Source organism: Streptomyces sp. NBC_00239 (assembly GCF_036194065.1).
Classification (GTDB): domain Bacteria; phylum Actinomycetota; class Actinomycetes; order Streptomycetales; family Streptomycetaceae; genus Streptomyces.
On the sequence record NZ_CP108095.1, the window covers coordinates 422674 to 435125 of the forward strand.

The window sequence follows — 12452 nt, forward strand, 5'->3', positions numbered from 1 at the left end:
TCCGCCTGCTGCCTCACCGGTCTCCCGTTCGCCGAGGCAGGCACGGATCTCGTGCGGATCGTCACCGTTGGCCACCGTGCGGTCCACGGCATCCGTCCAGTGAGGCCGCAGGCCCCGCACACGCCACGGCATCGTGCGGGTCGTCCACGTTCACCCAGCTGGTGACGCCGGGTGGCAGCCGGGGAGCGCGAGAGCGGGCCTCCGGGCGCAGTCCGTCGCGCACGCTGCGCAAGGCGAGCGGGGAGCCCAGGTGATCAGGGTCTCGACGCCGCGGCCGGGGAGGCAGCAGAGGATCTCGTAGGCGACGACGCCACACGCGTGGCAGCAGTGGCCTGACCAATCCACTCCGGTGATCGTTCCACGTCTCGCTCCACGTCAAGGTCCAGGTTGGCGCGGACGAGCCGGAAGGCGGCCGTCGGGTCTGCGGCACGGGTGACCGCCCGGCCCACGACGACATGTGACGCACCGGCGGCAACCGCAGCGCCCGGTGTGCCGGGCCGGGCGTGGTCACCCGGGGTTCCACCGGGAAGCGTGACTCCCGGAGTGACGATCAAAGTGCCGGCTCCCAGCGCACTGCGCAGGGGCCCGGCTTCCTGCGGCGATGCGATCACGCCGTGGCAGCCGGCGGCTTCCGCCAGCCGGGCCAGCCGCAGCACCTGCTCCTCGGTGGAGGTTGAGCCGGTGACGCCGATGTCAGTGAGGTCGGAGTTCGTCATGCTGGTGACGACGGTCAGAGCCAGCACGCGAAGGCGCGGGAAGTCGCGGGCCGCGGCGACGGCGGCGGACATGATGCCGGTGCCGCCCATACTGTGGACGGTCACCATGGAGACGCCCAGAGCGCCGGCGGCGCGGACCGCGCCGGCCACAGAGTTCGGGATCTCGAAGAGCTTCAGGTCCAGGAAGACCTCCTTGCCCTTGGCTACGAGGTGCTCGATCAGGTCCGGCCCGGCCGCCGTGAGCAGCTCCATCCCGACCTTGTAGAAACGACACTCCTCACCAAGCCGGTCGACGACTTCGACAGCCTCTCGGCGGTTGTCGAAATCCAAGGCAACGATGATCCGGCTGGTCGAGTCCACGGCGTCATTGTCCCCCACGCGGCATTGGAGGCGTCAGCGGCCTGCGTCGCGGCCGACGTCCTCATCGGCAGCCCTGGCCGTCGGGCCCGGGGCATCCATGCGGTCGCAACGTTCGCCCCGCATCCCGCGGTTGCCGGACCACTCGCCCCGCTGCTCGCGAGCGGTCGTCGTGAGTGCCTGGGTCAGCGTGTGCGTACGCCGTCGATGGCGATCGTCAGCAGGAGGTCGGCCTCGGCACGGCCGTCGACGTCGTGCTCGGTGGCCAGTGCGATCGCGCCGACGAGCTTCAGCAGCTGGGTGATCGTGATGCCGGGGCGCACGAGGTCCGCCGCTTGAGCGCGCGAAAGGAGGGCGTCTCCGGCGGTGGTGATCATGTCGTGGCAGCTCTCGCCCAGTGCAGGATCTCCGTCCTGCATCAGCGACGCCCCCAGGCCCCGGTGGGCTGCGGCGTGCGCGCCGACGGCGTGAAGCCAGGTGGACAGTGCCTGGCCGGGGTCCGATTCAGTGAGCAAATCCCCCGCCTTCGCGCAGAGAACCTCGACCCGGTCCTTGAAGACCGCCTCCAGGAGTACCTGCCGGGAGGGGAAGTGGCGGTGCAGGGTGGCTGAACCGACCCCCGCCCGGCGAGCGACCTCCTCCAGGGAGGCGTCGGCGCCGTGCTCGGCGATCAGGGCACCGGCGGCGGCCACGATCTTCTCGACGTTGCGGCGGGCATCGGCCCGCATCGGCCGGCGGGACGGGACGTCGCTGTCCTTCGGCACGTGTACTCCTGACGGCTTGATAAGTGGGGCGGCCCTCCATATTGTAGCGAACGAGAAATGGAGGGCCACCCCACTTAGTGGTGTGGCTCGCCTTCCGCACGGACACAATGGAGAAGGAAGAACGTGAACCTGACGCGGCAGAAGACCGTCGTGGTGGCGGGTGCGACCGGCCTGCAGGGCAGGGCCGTAACCCGTCACCTGCTCCGCGACGGCTGGCACGTGCGCGCCCTGACGCGCGACCCGGACGGGCTCCAGGCCACCGCGCTGGCGAAGGCGGGCGCACAGGTGGTGCGGGCGCGGATGGAGGAAGTCGATTCCCTGACCGCCGCGGCCGAGGGTGCCTGGGGCCTTTTCAGTGTCCAGCCCACCGTCGGCTCACCCGGCACCGCGCCGGACTTCACCGCCGAGGACGAGGTGCGCTGGGGCGCGAACGTCGCCGAGGCCGCGCACGCCGCCGGCATCGGGCACTTCGTGTTCACCTCGGTCGCCGCAGCGGACCGGCACCTCGAGGAGACACTTCCGGTGAACCTGGTCAGCAAGTGGCGGATCGAGCAGCACATCGCCGCCCTCGGCCTGCCCGCGACGATCCTGCGGCCGGTGTCCTTCATGGAAAACTTCACCGGCGGATACGCGCTGCGGAACGGGACCCTCTCCACCGGCCTCGCGCCGACCGTAGCTCAGCAGATCATGGCCGTCGACGACGTCGGCGCCGTCACCGCACTGGCGTTCTCCCATCCCGAGGAGTGGATCGGCCGCGCCGTCTCCCTGGCCGGGGACGAACTCACGCCGGTTCAGATCGCCGCGGCCATCGGAGAGGCGCTCGGCATACCGTTGCCGTACGACCAGGTCCCGATCGATGCGATCCGGGCCCTGAGCGAGGACTTCGCCTACTCCAACGAATGGCTCAACGTCCGCGGCTACCGCGCCGACATCCCCGGCACCCGGAAGATCCACCCCGGCACTATGGACCTTCGCACCTGGCTGGAGCGCACGGGCGCGTCCCAGATCGCCGCGTTCCTCGACTCCGCGCGCACCGCCGGGCAGGACACATGAGCGTCCGCACTCACGGCCTCGGGCGCCGTCAGTCGTATCCGCCCGGTGCGTCGCCTGCCGTCTTGACCTGCTTGCGGTAGGCCCCCGGCGGCGACCCGAAGTGTCGCTTGAAGGCTTTGGCGAAGGCGAACTCCGACGTGTACCCCGTGTGCTGCGCGATGGTGCTCAGCGGGGTCGGCGATCGGTGCAGCAACCGCGCCGCGGTGGCCATCCGCCAGTTGGTCAGGTAGGTCAACGGCGGCTCGCCGACCACCGAGGCGAAGCGGCGGGCGAACGCCGCGCGGGACAGCCCGGCGCGGGTGCCCAGAGACTCCACGGTCCAGGGGTGGCCGGGATCGTCGTGGATCGCCTTCAGGACCGGGGCGATTACCGGGTCGGTCAGCGCGGCCGCCCAGCCCCGGGTCCGCTCCCTCGGTAGTTCGGCGTACCACGACCGGAGGATGTACAGCAGCAGCAGATCGATGAGCGCCGTGACGACCGCGTCCGAGCCCGGCTGCGGCGCGTGGAACTCGGCGCACAGCTGATCGACCGCCGAGCGCAGCGCCGGGTGGCGGCCGGGAACCGCGGGGAGGTGGATGACCTCCGGTAGATCGCTGAACAGCGGATGCGGGCGATCGACGTCGATCGCGTACGCGCCGCACACCAGCACCGTGTGCGGCCCTGGCCCGTCCACGGTGACCTGGCCGATCGGCGAGGAGCGGTCCACGCGGTCCGGTACGAAGTCCACCGGCTCGCGGTCCGGCACGTCGCACAGGATGTGTCCGCTGCCGCGCTGCAGGAACACGATGTCGCCGGGTCCGAGGGCGAGCGGTTGCCCGTTCGGTGGCAGCAGGTGGCAGTGCCCTTCCACCACCACGTGGAATCCGGCTCCTGAGATGGGTTGGAACTTCAGGGCCCACGGGGCGTGCGCGTCGGTGCGAGTCACCATCGGGCGGCCCGTACGCAGGACTTCGAGGGTGTCGCTCAGGATGTCCACAGCGCCACTCTAGCGCCTGTACGGCGAGACGATATGACAGGGAATCGAGACTTCGAGTCATTCAACGTCTCGATGCGGAGGCGTACGTTCTTGCCTTAGCGGGGGCGAAACCCGCACTGCATCGACGAAGGAACGGATCCCATGTCTCTGGTTGGCAAGAAGATCGTGATCATCGGTGGAACCTCCGGCATCGGCTTCGCGGTGGCCCGACAGGCCGCGGCGGCCGGCGCGGACGTCGTGGTCGCCTCCAGCAATCAGGACCGCGTGGACGCCGCGACGAGGCGGTTGGGCGAGCCGGCCGAAGGCCGCCGCCTGGACGTCGCCGACGAAAACGCCATCGCCGCGTTCTTCGAGCAGGTCGGGGAGTTCGACCACCTCGTCTACACCGCGGGCGAATCCCTGCTGATCAAGCCGCTGGTCGACACCACTCCGCAGGAGGCCAGGGCCGTCTTCGAGCGCCGGTTCTGGGGCGCGTTCCTCTCCGCCAAGTACGCTGCCCCGCGACTGCGGGACGGCGGCTCGATCACTTTCAGCTCCGGCGTCCTCGCGGTCCGCCCCCTGGCCGGAACCGCGCTCACGGCTGGTATCACCGGCGGCATCGAGGCCCTGTCCCGGGCACTCGCCGTCGAACTCGCCCCGCTGCGCGTCAACGTGATCCAGCCCGGTGTGATCCGTACCGAGCTGTGGGACGGCAGCGTCCCGGACCCGGAGGCTTTCCTCCAGGACGCCGGTTCCGAGCTGCTCACGCGGCGTGTCGGCACTGCCGAGGAAGCCGCGGCGGCCTATCTCTTCGTCTTGGCCAACGCCTATGTCACCGGCACCACGCTCGCCATTGACGGCGGCGCGGCACTGGTGTGACATGCACGGGCGCCGGGAATCCCTCGGTCTCGAGCGGGTGGCCAGGCCGCGCGGTGTTCAGGTGCCGGGAGAGTTCATCGAGCACCTCGTCGGGTACGTCGTCGGACTCGGGGCATCAAGGTCGACGCGGGCGGCGGCGGGCCCCGTCGACCGCCGGCCGGGTGACAATCACCGGATCTCGTAGGCGGGGCCCAGCATCCGGCTGAGCCCTTTACACCCCCGGTTTCGTGGAAATGGCCCCCGTCCGTGATCAGGCGGAAGCGCTGGTGGGCTTCCGGGCGTTGGACATGCCCGTCCGCTGCGTGAGCAGAACGTCACGCTGCGCCGTTCATTCATCGTTTACGGATCGTGGACGGAGCGCACGTGCACTGATCTCTGCCATCAGGCAGCACAGCCGGAACAGACAGTTGACCGTTCTCGGGAGATTCCTTTGTCCTCAGCACGAAACGTACGACGCGCGGCGATCGTGATCGCCTCCGCGGGACTGGCGATCGCGAGCACCGCCGCCTCGGCCTCCGCCTCCCCGACCACGCCCCGTGGGCCCAAGGCCGGCGCCCACTGCGTCGCCCACGTCAGCACGCACACGACCACGTGTTACGACACCTTCCGTGAGGCGATCGCCGACGCGACCGACGGCCGGGTCACCGACGCCCCCGCGGTGCCGGGGAAGGCCGCCAGGGACAAGGCGTTCGTGGCCGAGCTCAACGCCCCCGCCGGCGCACGCGTCGCGGCGAGCGCCGACGGCGGCGTCGTCGGCGCCGTCTTCTACTGGGACTGGAACTACGGTGGTGCGTCCTGGACGATGGAGATCCCCGAAAGGTGCAAGGACAACGGGACGTGGGACTGGGGCTACACCGACCTCAGCGGCTGGAACGACGCGATCAGCTCCGTCCTCCCCGCGAACAACTGCTGGGTCGCGCTGTACTCGGACATCTACTACAACGGCACGAACCAGCTGTACACGAATGCCACGCCGTACGTCGGCGACGCGATGAACGACCGGGCCAGCTCGGTGCAGCTGACGTAGCAGAGTAGGGCGGGAGCCGGTCCTGCGGACCTGCCCGGCGGATCAGAGGCGGAACCGGCTCTGATCCGCCGGGCCGAAACGTTTGCCCAGACTCAGTCGTCCGACGCGGCCAGCCCGCTCAGTGCGGCCCCCAGGCGGACCACTCCCGGTGCTTTGACCAGCGAGGTCCCGTGGGCGTCCACTCGGCGCATCAGTGGTGTCATCAAGGGCAGCCCGGAGGGCGGCTGGTCCGCGCCCACGGCGACGTGCAGGCGCGCTACGAACCGGGCGAAGCCGGCAGGGCTCGCCGGGTCGTCCGGATCGCCCGCGAAACGCTCGGCCCTGGCCATGGCAGCCTCCGACTCCCCGACGCGTCCGGTGGCGCGCAGGACGAGCGCCAGCAGCACCCCCGACATGTGAAGGCGCCGGGCACTGCCCGTCGCCTCCGCCCAGTCGAGCGCCTCGCGCAGGTCCGTCTCCGCCGCCGCGTACTCGCCCACCAGACACGAAAGCCAGGCCCGCGTGTGCAGCGCTCGGGCCCGGTACTCGAGTTCGCCGGCCTCCGCCGCCCGCCGAGCGGCCGATCCGGCGAGCCGACAGGCGTCCTCGTAGTGACCACGGCTCGGAAACAGGCTGCAGACCGCGATCAGCGTCAGCAGTTCCACGGCCGAGCGCAGGGCGTCGGGGACCGACGCCAGCGATTGCTCCACGGCGGAGGTCAGCACGGCGTGCTCCGCGCGGAACCAGGCACGGGCCTGCTCGGTACCTTCGAAGGCGATGCCCGGATGGCCCGCTGCGTGGAGCCAGGGGGGCGAGGGGACGTCGTCGGGCAGAGCCGTCCTCGCCACACGCACCGCGCTGCCGTAGAGGAGGGCCAGGACCCGGCGCAGCGCCGCCGCCCGGTCCTCGGCGCGTTCGGCGGATTCGGCACGGCGTCGGCCGTAGAGCCGGAGCAGGTCGTGCAGGCGATAGCGGCCCGGAGCGGGGGACTCCAGCATTCCGGCGTCGACCAGGCCCTCCGCGAGGCCCTCGGCCACGTCCTCCTCGACGCCGAGCAGAGCGGCGGCGACGGGCAGCGGCACGTCGGGAGCGTCGAGGAGAGACAGGAGACGAAACGCCCTGGCCTGATCGGGCATCAGGGCCCGGTAGCCGAGTTGGAAGGCGGACTCCACCGCGTGGCCGCCGTGGCTCAGCTCGCCGAGCAGCGTGCGGGTGTCGGTCAGCCGCGCTCCGAAGGCGCGCAGGCTGTGGCCCGGCAGGGCGGCGAGGCGGGCCCCGACGATGCGCACGGCGAGCGGCAGACGGCCGCAGGAGGCGGCCAAGGCCCGTGCGGCTTCGGGCTCGGCGGCCACTCGTGCGGAGCCCGCGAGGGCGCCGAGCAGCGTCACCGCCTCGGCCTCGGCGAAGACGTCCACGGCAAAGGAACGGGCGCCGGGGACCGCGATATGAGGAGCCCGGGTGGTGACGAGCACCGCAGAGCCGGCCGTTCCGGGCAGGAGGGGGCGCACCTGGGCGGCGTCCCGGGCGTCGTCCAGGACCAGCAGCACCCGCCGGTCGGCGAGCAGGGTGCGCAGCAACGCGGCCCGCTCTTCCACGTCCAGCGGCAGCCGGTCGGGCGGGGTGCCGAGCACGGAGAGGAGATCGGCGAGCACACCGGCCGGGTCCGCGGGAGTGGCGCCGGCACGCAGACCGACGTACAACTGCCCGTCGGGGAAGGCCGCACGCAGGCCGTGTGCCACGTGCACGGCGAGCGCGGTCTTGCCGACGCCTCCGATGCCGGTGACGGTCGCGATGGCCATCGCCGGGCTGTGCCCGGGACGGGCCCGGAGGAGGTGGTCCCTTATTTCGCCGATGAGTCGGTTGCGCCCGGTGAAGTACCCGATGTCGGAGGGGAGCGGCGACGCGGTCCTCCTCGTGCCGTCCTGCGCGGTGCCTGCGGCCGCAGGAGCTCCGGGCCGCCGGTCCGCCCCCGTGGACGGCTGCCGCTGGTGGCCCATGGCACCGGCCGATCGGTGCGCGGACAGGTACGGGGCTGCTGAGCCGCCCCCATCGGGTGCTCCCGACCGGCGATCGTCCGTGGCGGCCGGGCGGGACGGGGGCAACGGACGGACGCCGGTGCCGCCGGGCCACGCGAGGGAATGCACGCTCCGTCCCGTACGCAGCCCACGATGCAGGTCCCTGAGCTCCGCCGACGGATGCGTCCCCAGTTCCCGCGCCAGCACCTCGCACGCCTCGTCGAACACCCGGGCCGCCTCCACTTGGCGCCCGGTGCGCTGCAGAGCCAGCATCAGCAGCCCGTGCGAGCGCTCCCGCAGTGGGAACTCCCTGACCATCGAGCGCAGTTCGGTGACCACCTCCCCGTATCGCCCCAGCTCGACGGCCGTGGCGTACAGGTCTTCGCGTGCCGCCGCGAGGGACTCGGTCAGCTGTTCGCGGCGGCGCTCCGCCCAGGGCCCCGGAACCCCGGCCAGGGGGACGCCCTGCCAGCGCCCGACCGCACGCGTCAGCCGCTCGTACACGGCCTCGGCCGTCCCGCCCCGGTCCGCGGTCTCGCGCGCGAACACCTCGGCGTCCACGACAACCGCCCGCGTCGGGAACCGATAGCCGCCTTCCGCGGTGACGATCAGCCGGCTTCCCGACCGCACCGGCCGGTCCGGCTCCAGGGCCGCGCGCAACTGCGAGACGTACGTGCGGACCGCCGAGGACGCACTACGTGGTGCGGCAGCCGGTCCCCACACCCCCTCCACCAGCTGCCCGACCCCGACGACGTGGCCACGCCGCAGCACCAACATCGCGAACACCGCCTGTTGCAGCGGCGGTCCGAGCGCGATCCGCTCGTCGCCCAGCCGGGCACCCACCGGTCCGAGGAGCCGCACCGCGAGGGGCCGCGATCGTTCCTGTGCCTCCGTCAACCCTTGCATGACCACCCTCCCCTGGCCCGCCCCGGAACACGCCGTCGCTCGTTCCGCCCGGCCGGCGCCGAACCGTTCATCGACATCGGTGGTTTCCTCCGTCCGCGTGATGCGTCAAGGGGACGTGGGCGCAGGTGTTGCTCCCGTCGAAGGCGGCGGTCTTCGACGGGAGCGCGCTGCGGACGAGACGAGGGCTATGCCTCGAGCTCCTGCGGGTCGTCCGACTCGTCCGGCTGACTCGGTGTGTCCACGGCGTCGATGCCGATGTCGTGCTCATCGATCGGCGCGATACGGTCTCCCGGACGGGCTCCGTCCATGCTGTCCTCCTGTTGTGATCGCGCGTGCGTGCGCTCGGTGGTCGCCGCGGGAACGCGGCTGGTCCCCGGCGGGTTCACGAGGGGTGGCGCAGGTGCTCAGCCGACATCGGGAACAGCAGGACGTCGGCGTGGATGCCACGTAGCGCCGGGTACTGCTTCTCTCGCCCCTGCTGTTCGAAGCCCACTCGTGAACCGGAAACCGACTCGTAGTAGGTCATCCGCCGATAGACGGTTGATCAACAACCGATCAACGGACACGCCGGCTACGGGCTCATCCCTTTTCCGGCCGCCTTCCGGAAGCGCCGGAGCGTCACCGTCGACTCGACGGTGTCCCGTGCAGCCTGTTGGTCGATAGGCTTACGCGTCGACCCGGCATTCGATCCACGACGGCGCGGACCGAGTACCGCTTCCCTCGCCCGGGCCGCGGACCATACTGGTCGGGCCCTGATCGCCCACTGAACGGTTCCATGGCCAAGAACAGCACTTCATCGACCACCGTCCCCGACACCGCCTGGCTCGGGCGCGGGCGTCACCTCGGGCCCGAGCCCGAGCGGGACGTCCGGCGCAACCTGCTCGCCCTCAAGGCGGCCCGGGTGATCGACGACTTCCTGGACCTCGACCCCGTCGAGGCGGCGCGCTCCACCGACCTGTACCCCCGGGACGAGTCCGCCGACCCCGGCCCGTCCGCCCGCCGCCTCTTCGAAGCCCGCTGGTGCGTGGCCGACGGCGTCACGGTGCGCGCACAACTGACCACGTACGAGCCCGAGTCCCGCCGCATGAAGAGCGAGGGTGTCACCTGGGTCCTCGCCGCCGAGGCCGAGCGGGCGTGGGAGGCGGGCTGGCCCTCACCAGCCACCGTGTTCTGGCCCGACAGCGAGCAGGTCGCGTGGGACCACGAGACGGTGCCGGGCGTGCGCCTGCGGACGACGAACCACCTGCCGAAGGACGACGACGAGTTGCGCCGCCTGCTGCGGGCCTGCACCCGACAGAGCTGGTTCATCCATGTCGTGGTGCACGAGGCGATGACGCCGGACGCCCTGGGACGCCGGCCGATCACGGCGTTCCTGCCACCGAGCCTGCGGCACCGGGTGGTCGAACACCGAGCCACACCGGAGCAGGCGCGGATCGCCGACTTCGTGATGAAGCGTGAGCTGGGTGTGGGGATGCCGCGCGGCGGCGCCGTCATCCTGCCCCCGACACCGCAGGCCCTCGATTACGACGCGGAGCACTTCACGATACGCAATGTCTTCCTGGACGGCACGGAACCCACCGAACTCCTGGACAAGATCAAGGAGTTCGCCTCACTGCCCCAGCCGATGCCGGACGACGCCGAACAGATCCTGACACGGCTGCGCCAAGGCTGGCACCTGCTCACCCCCGCCGAGGAACTGGTCCACGCACGGGCCATGGTCACCAGGTACGCCAAGGCCCTCGAAGCCATGACAGCATCCTGCGACCTGTACCGGGAAGCCGCCGAGTCGGCGCTCGACGCCCTCGCCGAGGCGACCGGCGGCGACGGCGCCCCCCGGGCGGCATCGCCGACGTCGGCCAAGGCGGACCCCTCACCGTGGAAGACCCTCACGAAGACGCTCGCCCGCTTCCGGGGCCCGAACCCCCAAGCGCCGGACACCGAGGTCCAGCAGCGTCCGCACGGCGAGTGAGACGTAGCGGGCGAACGGACCGATCACTCTCCGGCCGTCCCGAGGGGGAGCCGGTCGGCCGCAGTCGTCGCCCGACACGAGTGGCGTCGAAACCGCAGACGGCGACCGGTGTCGAACGCTGCCGCCCAGAGTAGCGCCGGTGGCCGCCGTCGGAGCGGAGCGGGGTGATGAGGCGGGCCTCTCCGAGGGCGCGGAGGAAGCCCTGGGTCGTGCCCGGTAACAGGGACCGGCTGCTGGTCAGGGCCTGGATCGTGGGCTACTTCAGCTGTCCCGACCACTGACGGGCCGCTGCCACCGGGTATTGGGGGGTTCAGCGGGCGAGGGAGACGGCGAAGGGCTTGAAGCCGTGCCGGCGCAGGATGTGGGGCACGACCAGGATCATGGCCTCGGTGGCGCGGGCGGTGGTGATGTCGCCGAGGTCCTCGATCCGTTCGGGCTGCCAGCCCAGGTCGCCGAGCAGGCCGGTGACGGTCCTCTTCGCGTCTTCGTCGTCGCCCGAGAGGTAGGCGGTCGGTGGGACGGCCAGGGTGTCGGGGGCGGTCATGACCATGAAGAGCATGGTGTTGAGGGTCTTGACCACACGGGTGTCGGGGAGCGCGGCCTGGAGCTTCTCGGCGAGGCTGCTGCCGGGATAGCACAGGTCGCCGGGCAGGCCGTCCCCGTCGTCGCGGGTGGCGTTGGCGACGTCGATGAGGATCTTGCCGGCGAGTTCGGTGCGCAGGTCGGTGAGGCGGTCCAGGGTGCTGTCGCCGGGCGTTGCGTTGATCACGATGTCCGCGGTGCGCGCGGTGGTGCGCTGGTCGGCGAAGGCGATCCGCGGGGCGAGCCCGGCGGTGCGGGTGGCGGTGTCTCCGGTGCTGCGGCCGCCGAGGGTGACGTGGTGTCCGGCTGCGGAGAGCTTGCCGGCGAGGTTGGTTCCGACGCGGCCGGCGCCCAGGATGCCGATGCTGGTCATGGGGTGTTGCTCCTTTGGGTATCGGGGGGAAGTCCGGTCAGGCGATCGGTGTGAGGACCTTGAGGGCGGTGGTGTGGATGCCGGGGGCGGCGGCCAGGAAGTCGCGGCTTCCGGTGTTCCAGGGTTCGCCCGTCAGATCGGTGACGGTGCCTCCGGCCTCGGATACCAGCAGGGCGCCGGCGACCAGACCGGAGCGGACGTCGGAGAACTGCCAGAACGCGTCCATGCGTCCGGCGGCGACGTGGATGAGCTGCATCGTGGCGGGAACGGACACGCGCACCACCAGGCCGTTGATGAGCATCGCGGTGACGGAGTCACCGATCCGCCGGAAGGTGCGCTCGTCCTCGCCGGGCTTGGCCTGGCCGGTGCCGACGAGCGCGGCGCCCAGGTCGGTCTTGGCGGACACCTTCAGGGGCCGGTCGTTCAGGCGGGCACCGCCGCCGGCGACCGCGGTGTAGGTGTCGCCGTTCAGCGGCAGGTGGACGACGGTGAGTACCGGCTGGTTGTCGCGGACCAGGGTGGCGGTGACGGCCCAGTCGTCCATGCCGTGGACGTGGTTGATGTTGCCCTCGGCGGGGTCGACGACCCACCACTCCCCCGACGGGAGGGCGCCGCCGGCCAGCTCGTCCTCGGCCCACTGCGACCCCGGCCGGGCCCGCAGCAGCGGTTCCCGCAGCACGTCCAGCACCGCGTCGTCGTTGGCGTGGATCTCGCCCACGACCTCGTCCAGGCTCACGCCGCGGGCGTGCGGGGTGTGGCGGTCGCGCAGCGTGACTCCGGCGGTCTTCACCGCAGCTGTCACGTCGGACAGGAGCGTCGTACCGGCGTCGAAAGGCATGGCTGTGCTCATGGCGGGCTCCCTGGGGTGGGTCGAAGC

The 12452-nt window shown here is 71.3% G+C and carries 12 protein-coding genes and 1 pseudogene; 4 read left to right on the forward strand and 9 right to left on the reverse strand.

Annotation, left to right across the window (positions count from 1 at the left end; all coding sequences use genetic code 11):
* Positions 1–254 precede the first annotated feature (254 nt).
* Positions 255–1076: an orotidine-5'-phosphate decarboxylase gene (gene pyrF, locus OG764_RS02025; RefSeq protein WP_328966619.1), complete on the reverse strand. Its 822-nt coding sequence runs from the start codon at positions 1074–1076 to the stop codon at positions 255–257.
* Between the two features lie 182 nt (positions 1077–1258).
* Entirely contained in the window at positions 1259–1837 is a 579-nt protein-coding gene (locus tag OG764_RS02030; protein ID WP_328966620.1) for a TetR/AcrR family transcriptional regulator, read from the reverse strand.
* 123 nt (positions 1838–1960) lie between these two features.
* Between OG764_RS02030 and OG764_RS02035 the strand changes: the two genes are divergently transcribed.
* A complete protein-coding gene (locus OG764_RS02035; protein ID WP_328966621.1) occupies positions 1961–2890 on the forward strand; it encodes an NmrA/HSCARG family protein in 930 nt (309 codons plus the stop codon).
* Between the two features lie 28 nt (positions 2891–2918).
* Here OG764_RS02035 and OG764_RS02040 read toward each other — a convergent pair whose 3' ends face one another.
* Positions 2919–3866 (reverse strand): AraC family transcriptional regulator, encoded by a 948-nt coding sequence (locus tag OG764_RS02040; protein ID WP_328966622.1) that lies wholly within the window; start codon positions 3864–3866, stop codon positions 2919–2921.
* 141 nt (positions 3867–4007) lie between these two features.
* Between OG764_RS02040 and OG764_RS02045 the strand changes: the two genes are divergently transcribed.
* The gene (locus tag OG764_RS02045) at positions 4008–4724 is read left to right on the forward strand and encodes an SDR family oxidoreductase (RefSeq protein ID WP_328966623.1); all 717 of its coding nucleotides are present in this window, start codon (positions 4008–4010) and stop codon (positions 4722–4724) included.
* Positions 4725–5154: 430 nt separating this feature from the next.
* Positions 5155–5751: a peptidase inhibitor family I36 protein gene (locus OG764_RS02050; RefSeq protein WP_328966624.1), complete on the forward strand. Its 597-nt coding sequence runs from the start codon at positions 5155–5157 to the stop codon at positions 5749–5751.
* A 92-nt stretch (positions 5752–5843) separates the two neighbouring features.
* On the opposite strand, the gene OG764_RS02055 is transcribed toward OG764_RS02050, so the two are convergent.
* From OG764_RS02055 to OG764_RS02065, 3 genes are all read right to left on the reverse strand, one after another.
* Positions 5844–8651 carry an AfsR/SARP family transcriptional regulator gene (locus OG764_RS02055; RefSeq protein ID WP_328966625.1) on the reverse strand — a complete coding sequence of 936 codons (2808 nt, stop codon included), beginning with the start codon at positions 8649–8651 and terminating at the stop codon, positions 5844–5846.
* A 185-nt stretch (positions 8652–8836) separates the two neighbouring features.
* Positions 8837–8959 (reverse strand): hypothetical protein, encoded by a 123-nt coding sequence (locus tag OG764_RS02060; RefSeq protein ID WP_328966626.1) that lies wholly within the window; start codon positions 8957–8959, stop codon positions 8837–8839.
* Between the two features lie 74 nt (positions 8960–9033).
* The gene (locus tag OG764_RS02065) at positions 9034–9177 is read right to left on the reverse strand and encodes a hypothetical protein (RefSeq protein ID WP_328966627.1); all 144 of its coding nucleotides are present in this window, start codon (positions 9175–9177) and stop codon (positions 9034–9036) included.
* 249 nt (positions 9178–9426) lie between these two features.
* On the opposite strand from OG764_RS02065, the gene OG764_RS02070 reads away from it, so the two are divergent.
* Complete coding sequence (locus OG764_RS02070) at positions 9427–10620, forward strand: hypothetical protein (protein ID WP_328966628.1); 1194 nt, start codon at positions 9427–9429, stop codon at positions 10618–10620.
* Here the strand turns inward: OG764_RS02070 and OG764_RS41670 are convergent.
* From OG764_RS41670 to OG764_RS02085, 3 genes and pseudogenes are all read right to left on the reverse strand, one after another.
* A pseudogene (locus OG764_RS41670) lies at positions 10538–10834 on the reverse strand (hypothetical protein); the annotation flags it as partial. The gene OG764_RS02070 and the pseudogene OG764_RS41670 overlap by 83 nt on opposite strands.
* A 96-nt stretch (positions 10835–10930) precedes the next feature.
* Positions 10931–11575, reverse strand: coding sequence for an NADPH-dependent F420 reductase (locus OG764_RS02080; RefSeq protein WP_443055841.1), 645 nt, complete (start codon positions 11573–11575; stop codon positions 10931–10933).
* Positions 11576–11612: 37 nt separating this feature from the next.
* Positions 11613–12425, reverse strand: a complete 813-nt coding sequence (locus tag OG764_RS02085) for an inositol monophosphatase family protein (RefSeq protein ID WP_328966629.1) — start codon at positions 12423–12425, stop codon at positions 11613–11615.
* Positions 12426–12452: the final 27 nt, after the last annotated feature.